This is a genomic window from Paracoccus sediminilitoris (assembly GCF_003259195.1).
GTDB classification, from domain to species: domain Bacteria; phylum Pseudomonadota; class Alphaproteobacteria; order Rhodobacterales; family Rhodobacteraceae; genus Paracoccus; species Paracoccus sediminilitoris.
This window is the reverse complement of sequence record NZ_QJPK01000001.1, coordinates 257695-274425: the sequence shown is the minus strand read 5'-3', so window position 1 is coordinate 274425 and position 16731 is coordinate 257695. Positions and strand designations below refer to the sequence as shown.

At 62.7% G+C, this 16731-nt stretch carries 13 protein-coding genes and 1 tRNA gene; 9 read left to right on the top strand and 5 right to left on the bottom strand.

What is annotated here, in order from left to right:
* Positions 1-48 precede the first annotated feature (48 nt).
* The gene (locus DKT70_RS01295) at positions 49-3432 is read left to right on the top strand and encodes a DEAD/DEAH box helicase family protein (protein WP_111557457.1); all 3384 of its coding nucleotides are present in this window, start codon (positions 49-51) and stop codon (positions 3430-3432) included.
* A gap of 119 nt (positions 3433-3551) precedes the next feature.
* Here the strand turns inward: DKT70_RS01295 and DKT70_RS01290 are convergent, their stop codons facing one another.
* A complete protein-coding gene (locus tag DKT70_RS01290; protein ID WP_111557456.1) occupies positions 3552-4217 on the bottom strand; it encodes a DUF6998 domain-containing protein in 666 nt (221 codons plus the stop codon).
* 120 nt (positions 4218-4337) lie between these two features.
* Between DKT70_RS01290 and DKT70_RS01285 the strand changes: the two genes are divergently transcribed.
* Positions 4338-7193, top strand: coding sequence for a DUF3427 domain-containing protein (locus tag DKT70_RS01285; RefSeq protein WP_111557455.1), 2856 nt, complete (start codon positions 4338-4340; stop codon positions 7191-7193).
* A 59-nt stretch (positions 7194-7252) separates the two neighbouring features.
* On the opposite strand, the gene DKT70_RS01280 is transcribed toward DKT70_RS01285, so the two are convergent.
* Positions 7253-9004, bottom strand: a complete 1752-nt coding sequence (locus tag DKT70_RS01280) for a site-specific integrase (protein ID WP_111557454.1) — start codon at positions 9002-9004, stop codon at positions 7253-7255.
* A gap of 92 nt (positions 9005-9096) precedes the next feature.
* A tRNA-Thr gene (locus DKT70_RS01275) sits at positions 9097-9171 on the bottom strand.
* A gap of 138 nt (positions 9172-9309) precedes the next feature.
* Between DKT70_RS01275 and DKT70_RS01270 the strand changes: the two genes are divergently transcribed.
* From DKT70_RS01270 to DKT70_RS01245, 6 genes are read left to right on the top strand one after another with little or no spacing between them, the layout of a single operon-like run.
* Positions 9310-9489, top strand: a complete 180-nt coding sequence (locus tag DKT70_RS01270) for a hypothetical protein (protein WP_072297629.1) — start codon at positions 9310-9312, stop codon at positions 9487-9489.
* Positions 9489-10760, top strand: a complete 1272-nt coding sequence (gene murA, locus DKT70_RS01265; RefSeq protein WP_111557453.1) for a UDP-N-acetylglucosamine 1-carboxyvinyltransferase — start codon at positions 9489-9491, stop codon at positions 10758-10760. The genes DKT70_RS01270 and murA overlap by 1 nt, the downstream gene beginning before the upstream one ends.
* A 2-nt stretch (positions 10761-10762) precedes the next feature.
* Positions 10763-11239, top strand: a complete 477-nt coding sequence (locus tag DKT70_RS01260) for a DUF2948 family protein (protein ID WP_111557452.1) — start codon at positions 10763-10765, stop codon at positions 11237-11239.
* A 39-nt stretch (positions 11240-11278) separates the two neighbouring features.
* Positions 11279-12592, top strand: coding sequence for a histidinol dehydrogenase (gene hisD, locus DKT70_RS01255; RefSeq protein ID WP_111557451.1), 1314 nt, complete (start codon positions 11279-11281; stop codon positions 12590-12592).
* Positions 12589-13068, top strand: a complete 480-nt coding sequence (locus tag DKT70_RS01250; RefSeq protein WP_111557450.1) for a UPF0262 family protein — start codon at positions 12589-12591, stop codon at positions 13066-13068. Before hisD ends, DKT70_RS01250 begins: the two co-directional genes overlap by 4 nt.
* Before the next feature lie 4 nt (positions 13069-13072).
* Positions 13073-13534, top strand: coding sequence for an arsenate-mycothiol transferase ArsC (locus DKT70_RS01245; RefSeq protein WP_111557449.1), 462 nt, complete (start codon positions 13073-13075; stop codon positions 13532-13534).
* Between the two features lie 6 nt (positions 13535-13540).
* On the opposite strand, the gene DKT70_RS18140 is transcribed toward DKT70_RS01245, so the two are convergent.
* Positions 13541-13765, bottom strand: coding sequence for a DUF1127 domain-containing protein (locus DKT70_RS18140; RefSeq protein WP_199559504.1), 225 nt, complete (start codon positions 13763-13765; stop codon positions 13541-13543).
* A 148-nt stretch (positions 13766-13913) separates the two neighbouring features.
* On the opposite strand from DKT70_RS18140, the gene DKT70_RS01235 reads away from it, so the two are divergent.
* Positions 13914-14777, top strand: coding sequence for a LysR family transcriptional regulator (locus tag DKT70_RS01235; RefSeq protein ID WP_111557448.1), 864 nt, complete (start codon positions 13914-13916; stop codon positions 14775-14777).
* A gap of 40 nt (positions 14778-14817) precedes the next feature.
* Here DKT70_RS01235 and edd read toward each other — a convergent pair whose 3' ends face one another.
* Positions 14818-16620: a phosphogluconate dehydratase gene (gene edd, locus DKT70_RS01230; protein WP_111557447.1), complete on the bottom strand. Its 1803-nt coding sequence runs from the start codon at positions 16618-16620 to the stop codon at positions 14818-14820.
* Positions 16621-16731 lie beyond the last annotated feature (111 nt).

The window sequence follows — 16731 nt, the reverse complement described above, 5'->3', positions numbered from 1 at the left end:
GCGTGTGCCGCCCATTAGCGTGACCGTATTATTCAACCTCCGGTTCATATGTCTCAATTTGCTTTTCTCACCGATGAATTTCCCGCGCTGTTCAATCCGGCAAAGAAGGCGGAACTGGCCGCGCTGTCCGATCCCCGCAGCGCCTGCTTTCACGCCCGCCTGACGCTGGAGATCGCGCTGCTGTGGATGTTCCGCAGCGACAAGGCGCTGAAGCCGCCCTATCAGGACACGCTGGCAGCGCTGGTGCATGAGCCATCGCTGGCCGCGCTGACGGGGCCGGCCATCGTCGCGAAGGCAAAGATCATCAAGGACCGTGGCAATCAGGCGGCGCATGACACGAAGGCGCCCTCGGTCTCGGATGCCAAGGTGGTGGTCAGCGAGCTGTTCCACGTCTGCTACTGGTTCGCACGCACCTATGCGAAGAAGGGCAAACCCGATCCGGCGCTTTCTTTTGATGTGGCGAAGCTGGAAAAGACGCTGACGATCACTGCCAGCACCGTGTCGCAGATCAACGCCCTGGCCGAGAAGCAGGCCGCCTCGCTGAAGGCGCAGAGAGAGGCCGAGGAGGCGCGGATGGCCTCGGAGGCCGGTCGCGCCACGCTGGAGGCCGAGATCGCCGCCCTGCGCGCAGAGATCGCCGCCGTGAAGGCGGCGAACCAGGCGCAGGCCGATACGCATGACTATGACGAGGCGACGACCCGCGACGCCTTCATCGACTTGCTGCTGGCCGAGGCGGGCTGGCCGCTGGATCAGTCGCGCGACCGCGAGTTCCGTGTGACTGGTATGCCGAACACGGCAGGCGAGGGCTTTGTCGATTACGTTCTCTGGGGCGATGACGGCAAGCCACTTGCGTTGGTAGAGGCGAAGCGGACCAAGACCAACGCGCTGGCTGGGCAGCAACAGGCGAAGCTCTATGCCGATTGCCTAGAGGCGACGTTCGGGCGGCGGCCGGTGATCTTCTGCTCCAACGGCTACGAGCATTGGATCTGGGACGACGCGATGTATCCGCCGCGAGGGATTGCGGGCTTCCTGAAGAAGGACGAACTGGTGCTGCTCCACCAGCGGCGCAGCACGCGAAAGATGCTGGAGACGGTCGAGGTCGATGAGACCATCGTTGAGCGCTTCTATCAGCACCGAGCGATCCGCCGCGTAGGTGACGCCTTCGAGAGTAAGCAGCGTCACGCGCTTTTGGTCATGGCGACGGGTTCGGGCAAGACGCGGACGGTGATCGCGCTGATCGACCAGTTGCTGCGTGCGAATTGGGTGAAGCGAGTGCTTTTCCTAGCGGATCGCGTGGCATTGGTGAAGCAGGCGCATGGGGCTTTCAAGGCGCACCTGCCCTCGGCGCCAAGCGCGAACCTGCTGCAGAGCCACGACCCGACCCAGAACAACCACTCGAGCGCGCGAGTCTGCCTGTCGACCTATCCGACGATGATGGGACTGATCGACGAGATGAAGGGTGGGGAGAAGCGCTTTGGCCCCGGCCATTTCGACCTTATCGTCATCGACGAGGCGCACCGGTCTGTCTATCGAAAGTATCGCGCGATCTTCGAATATTTCGATGGACTTCTTGTCGGGCTGACGGCCACGCCCCGTGACGAGATCGACCGGGATACCTATTCACTGTTCCAGCTTGAACGCGGTGTGCCGACTGACTCCTACGATTTGGAGGATGCGGTCGACGACGGCTACCTCGTGCCACCCAAGGGGATTTCTGTTCCGCTCAGGTTCCAGCGAGAGGGCATCACCTACGACCGTCTGTCTGATGAGGAAAAGGACGCTTGGGACGCGCTGGAGTGGTCAGACGAAGGTGATGCCCCCGATCATGTCGAGGCCAGTGATCTGAACAAGTGGCTGTTCAACATCGATACCGTCGACAAGGTGCTGAAGCATATGATGACCAACGGCATCAAGGTCGCCGGCGGTGATCGCCTGGGCAAGACGATCATCTTTGCCAAGAACAGCGCCCATGCCCGGTTCATCGTGGAACGGTTTGACATCAACTATCCCCATCTGAAGGGTAGCTTTGCCTCGCTGATCGACTACAGCGTCAGCTATGCCCAGAGCCTGATCGACGACTTCTCGGAACCGGAGAAGGCGCCGCATATTGCGGTGTCGGTCGACATGCTGGACACCGGCATCGACGTGCCGGATGTGGTGAACCTTGTATTTTTCAAGATCGTCCGCTCCCGCACGAAGTTCTGGCAGATGGTCGGACGGGGAACTCGGCTGCGGCGCAACCTGTTCGGGCCGGGTGAGGACAAGCATGAGTTCCTAATTTTTGATTACTGCCAGAACCTTGAATTCTTTGGAGAGAACCCTGATCGAACCGAGCCCGGGGGCACAGCACCCATCGGCGAACGTCTGTTCCGCGCACGGCTCGAGCTCATGACGGCGTTGAACAACGCCAAACACGAGGGCGATCTGGGCCTGCGTGATCGGCTTCACCAAGAAGTTGCCGGGATGAACGTCGACAACTTCATTGTTCGTCCGCATCGGCGCGATGTGGAGGCGTTCCAGACTCGCGAAGCATGGGACGACCTCGATATGAAGGCGACGGAAGCACTGTCCGCGCATGTGGCCGGCCTGCCGAGCGCGTTCAAAGATGACAACCTTCCGGCCAAGCAATTCGACCTGATGGTCCTCGGCTCCCAGCTTGCCCTGCTACGGGAAGACGCGTCATTTGCCCGTGCGCAGGCACGTATCCGCGATCTGGCTTCTTCGCTCGAGGTGTTGGCGAACATTCCGCTCGTTGCCAAGCATCTTCCGTTGATCTTAGACATCCAGACAGATGAGTTCTGGACCGACATTACCGTCGATCTGCTTGAGGAAATCCGTAGAAAACTGCGTTTGTTGGTAGAGCTCATTGAGCCGAAGACCCGCAAGGTGGTCATCACCGATTTCGAAGACGAGATCGGCGTCGGCGAGGCTGTAGCTTTGCCGCAGGTTGGGGCAGGGGTCGACAAGGCGCAGTTCCGGATGAAGGTGCGTAGCTTTGTAGAGCGCCACAAGGATCATATCGCTCTCCAGAAATTGCACCGGGGTCAGCAACTTACGGTGCAGGATCTGATCGAACTGGAACGGATGTTCCTGTCCGAGGGCGTCGATCCCGCCGCCCTCTCCGACGCTGTCGGCGCGGATGGCCTTGGCGTTTTCCTGCGGGCGATGATCGGGCTGAACCGCACCGCAGCCAAGGAAATGTTCAGCGAGTTCACTGCAACCTATTCGTTGAACGCTGATCAGACTGAGTTCCTGAACCTGATAATCGACAGTCTTAGCGAATCCGGGATCGTCGATCCCGAACGCTTCTACGAAAGTCCGTTCACGGATCTCGACGACATGGGTATCGCAGGTGTCTTCAAGGATGCGCAGGTAAAGGAACTCGTCACGATCATCATCCGCTCGAACAGTGCCGCGAGCGCGGTGGCTTGATAGGTTTGGCTTAGCCCCAGTTTGATGGTGCAGTCTGTATAGCTGTCCGATTTGCCCCGGTAGGGTTATACTAGGTATCAGCCTAATCTTCACGCCATTGGCAGTGCCGGATAATACCTTCAGCTCAAAGCTGCAATGACGTCGGCACCAAGCCGCCGCGTATTCTTGGCGGTTCCGGTCCCGTTCATTGGATCGACACCGTTCTCGCGCGCGATAATGCGCAGGGCCGGTTTCGCCATTGCCAGCTGTTCACCGTTCTCGCGCACGACTATCGTGCCATTTTCCAGCTGAGAGACCTGGAAGGCCTGCCATTCGCCACGCGCAACCTCTTTGAGGTCGCCTATGGGTCGCACCGTTTGGTTGGGTGAGAGTAGCCGGTTAACCGGTAGATAGGTGGTTCCCGCCACTGTTCGGAGCATCGGTTGCAATATTTCGATTGAGCAATCCAAACATTCGCTGATTGATGGTTCTCCCTCATCGATGACGATCTGGAGGATCATAACCCTAGAAGCGCAGTGCAGCGTTGCCATGTTGAAATTGATACGGGTCGAAGACGTAAACGTCTTGACCGAAATCCGCTCACCATCGACCGAGACTACGTCATAGCCGACTTGGTTGACCGACAGCGCCATCTGTCCACGGGTGATCATGGCAGCGTAGAGCTCTCCGATGCGACCAGTCAGGTGGCGCAGTTCGGCGACTGGGGCACCCCAGGCCAGTTCTTTCTCAAACCATTGGAGGGCATCTGCGAGCGAGCGTATGATTTGGGTTTGGCTGAGTGTCATGGCAGCACTCTATGCCAGACATTCTGGTCACGCCAAGGCCCGAAGCAGGGACGGCGGACGATCCCTCCTAGACAAGACTTGGCACATGGATAACCTGGCGGCATTTTAAAGGATCGTCTTTTGGCCCTGCCTGTCGTCTCCTGTCCGCTCTGTGTCGAACCAGGCGATATTATCGCCCCTCAGCGCCATGTCGCGCAGTGGGGTGATCTTACCACCCCTGAACAGATGGGGCTCCTGGGGCGCCTCTCAGAAGCGCTGGATGAAGGCTGGACGAGCTTCAAGGTAAGCGACGCGCATGGGCATTTTCATCTATCGCTCGGCCGGACATCCTCGCCACCGAGATTAGTTACAGGCGCTCATGATCCTCTGCTTTCACTGCTGGCTCAAAGCATTGATGGTGCTGTTCAGGTGGACTTGGCCATAGCCTTCGCCATGGAATCCGGCGTGCGCCTGCTCGAGCCTTGGCTGCGCGATCTGCTGGATCGTGGTGGACGGCTACGGATAGTAATCGGCGATTACATGGACGTCACTGAACCCGCAGCCCTCAGGCGCCTTGGCGATCTGGAGGGGGCGGAGCTGCGGATCTTCGAGACGGGGGCAGGGTCCTTTCATCCCAAGGCCTGGCTGTTCCGCGCTGCCGACCGAACGGGTTCGGCAATCGTCGGTAGTTCGAACCTGTCGCGGACCGCGCTGACCACGGACGTCGAATGGAACCTGCACAGCGAGACCGCGACTGATGCCGTGCATGAGGCCTTCGAGGCGCTGTTGCGGCACCCCTCGACGCGGTTTCTAACCCCCGAATGGATCGATGCCTATGCCGCGCGCAGGCGCAGGGCCGCGCTGACCGATATCGCACAGGCGATTGTCGCCGACGAGCCGCCCGAGCCTGCGCCAAAGCCGCATCGTATCCAGCAGGCGGCATTGGACGCGCTTGCCGCCACTCGCAGGGCGGGGCACAGGCGCGGGCTGGTCGTGCTGGCCACGGGTCTGGGCAAGACATGGTTGGCGGCCTTTGACAGCCAGACTTTCGGGCGGGTGCTATTCGTGGCGCATCGTGAAGAGATCCTCAGCCAAGCGATGTCTTCCTTTCGCCGGATCAGGCCAGACGCGCGCTTTGGGCGCTATGACGGCAGCCAAAAGGATGAGGCAGCCGAAATCCTGTTCGCGTCGATCCAGACCATCGGCCGGATCGAGCATCTGCGCCGGTTCGCACCCGATGCCTTCGACTACATCGTGGTGGATGAGTTCCACCATGCCCAGGCTGCAAGCTATCAAAGTCTGCTGGCGCATTTCACGCCGGGCTTCCTGCTGGGTCTGACGGCGACGCCCGACCGTAGCGACGGCGCCGACCTTCTGTCGCTCTGCGATGACAACCTGGTCCATCATTGCGACCTGTTCGAGGGGATCGACGCGGGGCTGCTGGCACCGTTTCGTTACCTGGGCGTGCCGGATGACGTGGATTATGATCAGATCCCATGGCGATCCTCGCAATTCGACCCCACCGTGCTCGAGGCCGCGCTGGCGACCGAGGCGCGGGCCGCCAACGCGCTGGAACAGTTCCACCTTCACCGCGAGGGTCCGGCCATTGGGTTCTGTTGTTCCGTCCGCCATGCCGAGTTCATGGCGGCCCGGTTCTGCGCCGCGGGCCTGCGCGCGGTCGCGGTGCATTCCGGCCCCGGATCGGCCCCCCGCAGCACCTCGCTGGAACAGTTGGGACGTGGCGAGATTGATATCCTTTTCGCGGTCGACATGTTCAACGAGGGCGTGGACGTGCCCAACATTGGCACGGTCATGATGTTGCGCCCGACGGAAAGCGCAATCATCTGGCTACAGCAGTTGGGGCGTGGTCTTCGCCGGGTCGAGCGCAAGGTATTGCGCGTGATCGACTATATCGGCAACCACCGCAGTTTTCTCACCCGCCTTCGAGCGCTCTTGGGTGCAGCGCCAGGAGACCGGTCGCTGGCCTTGCGGCTGGAGCAGGTCCTGTCAAACCAGTTCAGGTTGCCCGAAGGATGCAGCATCACCTATGACCTGCGCGTCATCGAGATCCTTCGGGATTTACTGCGCCCTTCGCGCGCCGGAGCCGAGATCGAGGCGCGCTATGTCGATTTCCGCCTGCGTCACGGGCGGCGCCCGACCGCGTCCGAGATCGCGGTTGAAGGGTTCGATCCGTCGCGAAATGGGCATGGGGGTTGGTTCGACTTCGTGCGTGACATGGGCGATCCGATCGATGTAGTGGCGGCCACGACCGTTGCCGACCTGCTGCGGGTGCTCGAACGGGACCGGACTCTCTCCATCTCGGCCCTGCAGGCGCTCAGCTCGCTGCGTCAGGGGTTGGGAGCTGAAGAGGAGGGGCTGGCGCGATGGGCCTTCCACCCACTGCTACGGCGCGAGGGGCAGCGTTTGGTCCTAACTCGACCGGACCCGGACCAAGCCGGCCGAGAGATGGTTATGGAGTTGGTCGACTGGAGGCTAAGTTCGATAGAGGGATCCGAAATGGATGACCCCTCCAAGCCTTTCAAGGCCACCGGGCCTACGCTCTGGCGGGAATACATGCGCGAGGAGATCCCCCCGCTATTTGGTGCAGTCTTCAACCCCGGCAATTGGAACGCAGGTATTGTGAGCGTCGGGTCCCACCTCGTGCTCCTAGCAACATTGCACAAGGATGGGACCCGGGTAGGCAGCGACTACGAAGACGGCTTCTTTTCTCCCGACCGTATGACTTGGCAGACCCAGACCAGAACCAGGCGAAACAGTCGCGCAGGACTGATCCTGTCTGGTCGGGAGGCTGGCGCGAAGGTGCATCTGTTCGTGCGTGCCAACCGGCTGCGCAACGGCAAAGGAGCACCCTTTCTTTATTGTGGCCAACCCCGGTTCGAGGGTTGGGAAGGCGAGGCTCCGATCACGATCACTTGGAGTTTGAACGAAGCCGTGCCCGAACACTTGAGGCACAGCCTAGGGATCAAGGTTACTTAACATGACCCTGAACAGGCAAATGGTTTTTTGGATAGAGGGTGAAAGCAGCGACGCTTCGTTCACGGGGCTACTTCTTGTAACTCATAGGGCTCCAAGCGATCAATGACCGCCAGCATCGCTTTCAGCGTGACATCGCCATAGTGGTCGCTCGCATCTCGACCAGGGTGGCCCTGAATGGCATCGAGGACGCGTTTCGTCGCCCCCAAGTCGAGGCCGAGCGTCTTGAACCGATGCCTGAAGCCGTAGTTCGGCGCGACATCCTTCGGAACCAGTCCACATTTACCGAGCCATCTACCTAGCTTTCCACTGGTAGCCTTGGCCCCGGCGACATACTGTTTGGGATCTTTCTTGCCGTGGAACAGCGGTCCTTCTTCAGACTTGGACACGAAGTCGATAAAGCCCAATTGTTCGAGTTGACCGTGCAGGGGAACCTTTCGGAATTGTGCGTTTTTGACCGACCCGGCCTCCGGCGTGATCAAGATCAGCCATCTTCCGGACTCCTGCATTACATCCTCTTTGCGCAGCTGGCAGATCTCTCCGACACGCGCGCCGGTGAAGGCGCAGAGGAAAGGAACCCATCTCTTCGCAGGTTCCATCCAAGGGCGCTCGCGGTGAGCGGGGTTCGCTCGCTCCGGCGATGTGTAGTTCCGGCACACCCGCAATAGCTCCGTCGCCTCAGAGGTGCTGTAGCCCTTTTCGCGCAAGCGTATCTTGCGAGCAGCCTCCTGCCTTACATCTTTGGCCTCGTTCGTCGCCAAGCGATCGTTTTCATGAGCCCATGCGAAGACGGCCTTCACCGCAGCAAGATACTTCGCCGCGATGGTCTTCGGCGAGGTTCCCGCCTCCAGCAGGCCGTCGCGCCAAGCGATCAGATCCTTCTTGGTGATGCGCCCCGCATCTTCGTGACCGACATGTCCAATGAGGTGCTTTATCGGGTGACGCCAGTTCCTGCCGCCATCCTGGTGCTTGTTGAGCCGCTGGCGGTAAGCGATGTAGTCCTCGAACAGCGTCCATAGTCCCACGGGCGCCACTGCACGCGGAGGGGGCTCCTGCGTGACCTTCGGCGACGGCGTCGCAGGCACCTTCATCGCCACTGGATCGCTGTCATATACGCCGTTGTCGCGTCGGAAGGTCTCCTCCAAAGCCGCCAGTTCCATACGAACAAGTCGCCGGCCCAGTTCCTGCCAGTCGCGGGAGCCCTTGACGATCGCCAAGTCGTTCTGTGTCGCGGCCTTGCGCGTAGCCTCAAGGACGATCTTCAGGTCGCCGGATGCCCAGGCCGACCGCAGACCATTCACCCTTCTGTGCCGCCATGCCCTATCGTGTTCGCGTGCACCGTTCACGAGTTCGTATGGCGTGCGCGCATTGATTGCCTCGTAAGGATTTCTACTGTCGCTGATCTCGCCGCTATCGATCCGCGCAAGCACTCGCTCGTATTCAGCCGTGATGGCTTCGTGCGTGGGCATGTTGGATTGCTTGAGTTCGTAGTCGTCTAGGACCCGGTGGAGGTGCTCGATGCCCAGTCGATCAAGAAGCTCTTCTGTAAGGATCTGATCGCCGAAGATGTCCGCTGCATTATCCGAAGGAAAGACGTCGGCGGGAGCTGCCACTGCCATCTTCGCAGCCCCAATCCGCGCCTGAAGACGGGCTACCGCAGCTGCATGCTTCTGAAAAGCTACGGGCCGGTCGCCACCGAGAGGTTCCGTCAGTTCCGATTTTCCGTCGAACTGATCTCTCAGTTCTTCCGGTATCGAGATCCGAGCCCAGTAGCGGCCATTCTTCACTTTGAGGTGGCGCAGTTTCGCAGCCATGCTTCTAACACCATTCTGACACCTGTTCTGGCACCAGAAAACGCGCGAAGTCCTCGTAATCAAGGGAATTCTTGCAGGTCAAAGGGTTGAACTGGTGCTGTGAGAGAGGATTGAACTCTCGACCTCACCCTTACCAAGGGTGTGCTCTACCACTGAGCTACCACAGCATCGTTGGAGGGGCGTTTAACCAATGCCCCGGACGCCTGCAAGAGCATTTTCGAATTTTTTCCGGATTTCGCCGATTGCCCATCGATCGGCTTTGCGTTTGCTGGACTGCGACGCTGGCGGACGCTAACAGATGAACCATGACGGATAGACGCAAAGACAAATCTGCCCCGGAAAGCCGCGATGATCGCCTGCGACAGGCGTTGCGCGCGAATCTGGCACGCCGCAAGGCGCAGGCGCGGGCACGTGCGGACGATCCGGAATCCGATAACAAGGCCGCCATTGAACCGGCCGACAAGACAGGCAAGGACGACAGCTGATGGACCAGATCATCGTAGAGGGTAACGGCCCCCTGAAGGGAGAAATCCCCATTGCCGGTGCGAAGAACGCCTGCCTGACGCTGATGCCCGCGACGCTGTTGACCGATCAGCCGCTGACGCTGACCAATGCGCCGCGCCTGTCGGACATCCGCACCATGACGGAATTGCTGCAAAGCCTGGGCGCCGAAGTGGCCAGCCTGCAGGACGGGCAAGTGCTGGCCCTGTCCAGCCATGACATGACCAGCCACCGCGCCGAATACGACATCGTGCGCAAGATGCGCGCCTCGATCCTGGTGCTGGGTCCGATGCTGGCGCGCGACGGCGTGGCCGAGGTGTCGCTGCCCGGCGGTTGCGCCATCGGTGCGCGGCCCGTCGACCTGCATCTGCGCGCATTGGAGGCCTTGGGTGCGACGCTGGACCTGCGCGACGGCTATGTCCACGCCAAGGCACCGGCGGGCGGGCTGCAGGGCGCGGTCTTTGAATTCCCCATCGTCTCGGTCGGGGCGACGGAAAACGCGCTGCTGGCGGCGACCTTGGCACGCGGTACCACGGTGCTGAAAAACGCCGCGCGCGAGCCCGAGATCGTTGATCTGGCCCAGTGCCTGCGCCGCATGGGCGCCGAGATCGAAGGCGAGGGCACCGGCACCATCACCATTCAGGGCGTCCAGTCCCTGAATGGCGCGACGCATCCCGTCGTCACCGACCGGATCGAGCTGGGCACCTATATGCTGGCCCCGGCGATGTGCGGAGGCGAGGTCGAACTGTTGGGCGGCCGCATCGACCTGCTGTCGGCCTTCTGCGAGAAGCTGGAAGAAGCCGGTGTCAGCGTCGAGCAAACGCAGCGCGGATTGAAGGTCAGCCGCAAGAACGGCCGCCTGAAGGCCGTCAACGTCACGACCGAACCCTTCCCCGGTTTCCCGACCGATCTGCAGGCCCAGTTCATGGCCATGATGTGCACCGCCGAGGGCACCAGCGTCCTTGAGGAAACCATCTTCGAGAATCGCTTCATGCATGCCCCCGAACTGACCCGCATGGGCGCCCGGATCGAGGTTCATGGCGGTCACGCGACCGTCACGGGCGTCGAAAAGCTGCGCGGGGCGCCGGTGATGGCGACCGACCTGCGGGCCTCGGTCAGCCTGATCCTTGCGGGGATGGCGGCGGAAGGCCAGACAACCGTCAGCCGCGTCTATCACCTGGATCGCGGTTACGAACATGTCGTGCGCAAGCTGCGCGGCGTGGGTGCCCATATCGAACGCGTCAAGGAGCAGTGATCATGGCCGAGGATGCCCGTTTCAGCGATGCTGACCCCCGTCCCCTGAGCATCAGGGCCGAGGACGAGGTCGATCTGCGCATCCTCTCGTCGCTGGCGCAGGATGCGATCCTGCCCGCGACCCAGATCAGCCATGACCCCAAGGCGCGCCGTCTGGCATTGCTGCTGAACCGCTTCCGGTGGGAGGACGCCGACGCCGCCCGGACCGAGGGACGCGATTTCGAACGCGTTCAATCGCTGCTGGTCGTCAACGATGTCATGCGTCTGGTCAGCGACGGTGTGGACCGCGATGCCGACACCGTCCTGTCGCTGCTGGCGCTGCGCTGGACACCGGGCGAAGACGGCACGGGCCGCCTGTCGCTGGATTTCGCAGGCGACGGCACGATCATCGCCGAGGTCGAATGCATCAACCTGGATCTGCGCGACGTGACGCGACCCTATCGCGCCGTCTCGGGGAAAGCGCCCAGTCACCCCGAGTGACGGGCAAAAAAGGCCGCAAGGCTGCAAGGAACGAAGAACATGCCGGTCACGCTGAACATCAAGGATGCCGATTTCGAACAGGGGTTCCAGCAGATGCTGAACGCCAAGCGCGAGGATTCGGCCGATGTGAACACCACCGTCGCCACGATCATCGCCGATGTGCGCCATCGCGGTGACGCCGCCCTGTGCGAATTGACATCCCGCTTTGACCGGCTGGACCTGACGCCCGAAACCCTCCGCTTCACCGCCGCCGAGATCGAGGCGCAGGTGGCGATGGTGTCGCCCGAGGATCGCGCCGCGCTGGCCTTGGCCGCCGAACGCATCCGCGCCTATCACGCCCGCCAGATGCCCGAGGATGCCAACTGGACCGACCCCGAAGGCGCGACCTTGGGCTGGCGCTGGAGCGCGGTTTCTGCGGCGGGCCTTTACGTGCCGGGCGGGCAGGCGGCCTATCCCTCCAGCGTGCTGATGAACGCGATCCCGGCGCGGGTGGCGGGGGTGGACCGTCTGGTCATCTGCGTGCCGACGCCGGACGGGGTGATCAATCCGCTGGTCCTGCTGGCGGCGCAGCTGTCGGGCGTGGACGAGATCTATCGCATCGGCGGCGCGCAGGCGGTGGCGGCGATGGCTTACGGCACCGACACCATCGCGCCGGTTGACAAGATCACCGGCCCCGGCAACGCCTTTGTCGCGGCGGCCAAGCGGCAGGTCTTTGGCCGCGTCGGCATCGACATGATCGCCGGCCCATCCGAGATTCTGGTCATCGCGGATGGCGAACAGAACCCGGAATGGCTGGCATGGGACCTGCTGGCGCAAGCGGAACACGATGCCGATGCCCAATCGATCATGATCACCACCGATCCCGCCATGGCCCGCGCCGTGGCCGCCGAGGTCGAGCGCATCATCCCGACGCTGGACCGCGCAGCCATCGCGGGCGCCAGTTGGCGCGATTATGGCACGCTGATCGTGGTCGAGGATCTGGATCAGGCCGCAGCCCTGTCGAACCGCATCGCGCCCGAACATCTGGAACTGTGTGTGGCGGACCCCGAAGCGCTGGCCGCGAAATGCATTCATGCCGGTGCGATCTTCCTGGGGGCGCACACGCCCGAAGCCGTGGGCGATTACGTCAGCGGACCGAATCACGTGTTGCCGACGGCGCGGTCGGCGCGGTTCAGTTCCGGGCTGTCGGTCATGGATTTCCTGAAGCGCACCACCATGGCGCGGCTGACGCCCGGTGCCTTGGCCACGATCGGCCCCGCCGCCGTGCGCCTGGCCGCATCCGAGGGCTTGCAGGCGCATGGCGCTTCGGTTCAGGCTCGGCTGGGGATGTTGAACGAAAGGCCGCATGAATGAGCCGCATCATCAGGATCGAGATCGACGACAGCGCCATCGCGCCCGCGACCCCCGAAATGGAGCAGGAACGCCGGGTCGCGATCTTTGACCTGATCGAGGACAACAGCTTCTCGGTTCCGGGCCGTGACGGGGGCGATGCACCCGAAGGTCCCTTTGTGCTGGAACTGTGCATCCGCGAAGGCAGGCTGGTCTTTGACGTGAACAGCGAAGACGGCGACAAGGTGGCTGAATTTCACCTGTCGCTTGGGCCCTTCCGGCAAGTGGTCAAGGATTACTTCCAGATCTGCCAAAGCTATTTCGACGCCGTGAAACGCCTGCCCCCCGCCCAGATCGAGGCGATCGACATGGCCCGCCGCGGCATCCACAACGAAGGCGCGCGCACCCTTCAGGAGCGGCTGGAGGGCAAGGCGGTGCTGGATATCGACACGGCCCGGCGCCTGTTCACCCTGATCTGCGCCCTGATCCCGCAAAGCTGAGATCATGGCGCAGGACAAGTTTCCCTCATCGGTTCTGTTCTGCTGCGATCACAATGCCATCCGTTCGCCCATGGCCGAAGGGATGATGAAGAAGTTCTATGGCCGCGCCGCCTATGTCCAATCGGCCGGCGTCAAGAACGACATGGACGTGGACGGCTTTGCCATCGCCGTCTGCGACGAGGTGGGCGTTCCCTTGGCCAATCACCGCAGCCGCAGCTTCGAGGAGATGCAGGATTGGGGCGACGACCTGGGTCAGTTCGATCTGATCGTCGCCCTGTCGCCCGCCAGCCAGCGCATGGCCTTGGAAATGACGCGGCACGCCCATCTGGACATCGAATACTGGCCCATCATGGACCCCACGGGCCTGGCCGAAGGGCGTGAGGCGAAGCTGGCCGCCTATCGCCAGACGCGCGACCAGATCGAACGGCGGATGCTGGAACGCTTTGGTCCGCCGCGCGGCGAATGACCGGCCTCAGCGGCGACGCCAGCCTGCCGGCACGTCCCATGCCGCCCGGGCCAGTTCCTGTTCCACATCCGCGCGGGTGAGGCCGATATCGTTCAGCTGCGCATCCGTCAGGCGCGCCAGATCAATGCGGGTGCGGCGCACGTCGAACATCGTCAGCAGACGCTCCAGCCATCTGGTGCGCGGGATGATGCCATGGCCGGTGATGACGCGGGCAAGAGATCGGGTCGACATGGTTCAGCCTCATTGATTGATATGATCAGTGACGGTGATGATTCATTGCTTTTTGATCTTGTGAATTGATTGTTATCGACCATCGTTCTATTTTTGAAACGAATGCTTTTGATGCGTTCGATCAAGAATTTTGAAAGGTGGGGCGCCTATGCGGAACTTGGACATCGCGACCTTGCGGTCGCTGCAGGCGGTCGCGGAATATGGCACCGTCACGCGGGCGGCCGAATCGCTGAACATGACGCAAAGCGCGCTCTCGATGCAGATGAAGCGGCTGGAGGATCTGTTCGGCCGGCCCATGCTGACCAAGGCGGGGCGCGGTGTCGTGCTGTCGGACCTGGCGCTGGATCTGCTGGGGGAAAGCCGCAAGCTGGTGGCGCTGAACGACGCGATCCTGTCGCGCTTTACCGGCGTGCAGCCTGCGACGCGCCTGCGCGTCGGGCTGACCACGGACTGGCTGTTCACCAAGGTCGCGCAGACGGTGCGGGCCTTTCGGCTGGATCAGCCGCGAGTCGAGCTGGTGATGAACCACGCCCGCAGCAAGGATCTGCGCGCCCAGATGAAGCGCGGCGAACATGACGTGATCCTGACAACCGAATTCGATGCGCCACCGGGGGCGATCCACTTGGCCAAGGTCGATCTGGCCTGGTTCGGCGCCGCGGGCGGCGAGGCATGGCGCCAGCGCCCCCTGCCGGTCGCCGACAGCGCCCATTGCGCCTATCACCCGGTCGGCATGGCGGCGCTGGATCAGGCGGGGATCGAATGGATACAGGTCGCCAGCGACGGTGGCAGCGAAACATGGCGGGTGCTGGCGGCGGCCGATCTGGGGGTCACGCTGCTGCCGCGCGGCATCTCTCAGCCGGGGCTGGAGGTGGTGGACCATGGCGGGACCTTGCCGCCGCTGCCGCCCACATGGCTGAACGTCTATGTGGCCGATGGCCCGGCCCGCCATGTCGCCGCCGATTTCGCGGGCTATCTGCGCCGCGTCGTCTGCGAGGTTGCCGCGGCGGCGTGATGGTCATCCCCCCGCAGGCATCCTGCGGGGGGGCAGGTTCTCAGACGACGACGCCTGCGCCTTCGGTCGCGGGACCGGCGACGGCGCGGAAGGCGGCAAACATCTCGCGGCCTAGGCCTTCGTTGCTGCCCGAGGGATCGAAGGCCACGGGTTCGCGGCTGTCGAAATCGGGCGCCAGGCATTCCAGCCTGCCCGATGCCGCATCCAGCCGGACCAGGTCACCGTCCTGCACGCGGGCCAGCGGCCCGCCCATCGCCGCCTCGGGCGAGACGTGGATGGCGGCCGGGACCTTGCCCGATGCGCCAGACATGCGCCCGTCGGTGACCAGCGCCACTTTCAACCCGCGATCCTGCAGCACCGCCAGCGTCGGCGTCAGCGAGTGCAGCTCGGGCATGCCGTTGGCACGGGGACCCTGGAAGCGGACGATGACGATGGTGTCCTCGGTGAACTCTCCGGCGCGGAAGGCGGTCTTGACCGCTTCCTGGTCGGAAAAGACGCGGGCCTTCGCCTCGATCACGTGACGCTCGGGGGCGACGGCGCTGATCTTGATGACGCCGCGACCCAGATTGCCTTGCAACTGCTTCAGCCCGCCGGTCTTGGCGAAGGGATCCGAGGCGGGACGCAGGATGCGGTCGTTCAGCGATTCCCTGGCGCCCGCTTCCCAACGCACGCGGCCACCGTCCAGCTTGGGTTCGGCGGTATAGCCGTCCAGCCCGGTGCCGTTGATCGTCTTGACGTCGGGATGCAGCAGGCCACCCTCCAGCAGTTGGCCGATCATGTAGCCAAGGCCACCGGCCGCGTGGAAATGATTCACGTCGGCCAGCCCGTTGGGATAGACGCGCGCCATCAGCGGCACGTTTTCCGACAGATCGTGGAAATCCTCGATGTCCAGCAGGACGCCGGCGGCGCGCGCCATGGCGGGCAGATGCAGGACCAGGTTGGTCGAACCGCCCGTGGCCATCAGCCCGACGATGCCGTTCACGAAGGCGCGTTCGTCCAGCACCTGACCTGCGGGCATGTATTCGTTGCCCAGATTGGTGATGGCGGCGGCGCGTTCGACGGCGGCGACCGTCAGCGCCTCGCGCAGCGGCGTGTTGGGATTCACGAATGACGATCCGGGCAGGTGCAGGCCCATGAACTCCATCAGCATCTGATTTGTATTCGCGGTGCCGTAGAAGGTGCAGGTCCCGGCGCTGTGATAGCTGGCCATCTCGGCCTTCATGAGCTCCTCGCGGCCGACCTCGCCGGTGGCGAATTGCTGGCGGACCTTGGATTTCTCATCGTTGGGCAACCCCGATGGCATCGGACCCGCCGGCACGAAGACCGCCGGGATATGACCGAAAGTCGCCGCCGCGATGATCAGCCCCGGCACGATCTTGTCGCAGACGCCCAGATACATCGCCGAATCAAAGCAGTCATGCGACAGCGCCACGCCCGCCGCCAAGGCGATCACGTCGCGCGAAAACAGCGACAGTTCCATCCCCGGGCGGCCTTGGGTCACGCCGTCGCACATGGCGGGTACGCCGCCCGCGACCTGCACCGTGGCACCCGCCGCGCGGCCCGCCTGGCGGATCCGTTCGGGATAGTGCTCGAAGGGCTGATGCGCCGACAGCATGTCGTTATAGGCCGAGACGATGCCGATATTGGGTTTGCGCGTCGTGGCCATGTCCTCCTTGTCGGACATGGCGGCATAGGCATGGGCCTGGTTGCCGCAGGACAGGTGGGCGCGGGCCGGACCTTCCTGCGCCGCGCGGGCGATCTTTGCCAGATAGGCCGTGCGGGATTTCAGCGAACGTTCGCGGATGCGGTCTGTCACCCGGTCGATGGTGGCGTGAAGGGTCATGGCGGGCCTCTTGTTCATTTGTGGCGACTATACTCCGTTAGCGTTAACGGGGCAACCTCTGCCTGTGCATATCCTGCAGCATTCACCGCGGATCTGCACGATTTCGCGTGA

Bases quoted from the DNA above. Each gene is read 5' to 3' on its own strand.
- DKT70_RS18140 (WP_199559504.1), bottom strand. From the start codon at position 13,765: ATGTCGACCCGATCTCTTGCCCGCGTCATCACCGGCCATGGCATCATC.
- DKT70_RS01250 (WP_111557450.1), top strand. From the start codon at position 12,589: ATGAGCCGCATCATCAGGATCGAGATCGACGACAGCGCCATCGCGCCC.
- DKT70_RS01260 (WP_111557452.1), top strand. From the start codon at position 10,763: ATGGCCGAGGATGCCCGTTTCAGCGATGCTGACCCCCGTCCCCTGAGC.
- DKT70_RS01290 (WP_111557456.1), bottom strand. From the start codon at position 4,217: ATGACACTCAGCCAAACCCAAATCATACGCTCGCTCGCAGATGCCCTC.
- DKT70_RS01280 (WP_111557454.1), bottom strand. From the start codon at position 9,004: ATGGCTGCGAAACTGCGCCACCTCAAAGTGAAGAATGGCCGCTACTGG.
- murA (WP_111557453.1), top strand. From the start codon at position 9,489: ATGGACCAGATCATCGTAGAGGGTAACGGCCCCCTGAAGGGAGAAATC.
- DKT70_RS01270 (WP_072297629.1), top strand. From the start codon at position 9,310: ATGACGGATAGACGCAAAGACAAATCTGCCCCGGAAAGCCGCGATGAT.
- hisD (WP_111557451.1), top strand. From the start codon at position 11,279: ATGCCGGTCACGCTGAACATCAAGGATGCCGATTTCGAACAGGGGTTC.
- DKT70_RS01295 (WP_111557457.1), top strand. From the start codon at position 49: ATGTCTCAATTTGCTTTTCTCACCGATGAATTTCCCGCGCTGTTCAAT.
- edd (WP_111557447.1), bottom strand. From the start codon at position 16,620: ATGACCCTTCACGCCACCATCGACCGGGTGACAGACCGCATCCGCGAA.
- DKT70_RS01245 (WP_111557449.1), top strand. From the start codon at position 13,073: ATGGCGCAGGACAAGTTTCCCTCATCGGTTCTGTTCTGCTGCGATCAC.
- DKT70_RS01235 (WP_111557448.1), top strand. From the start codon at position 13,914: ATGCGGAACTTGGACATCGCGACCTTGCGGTCGCTGCAGGCGGTCGCG.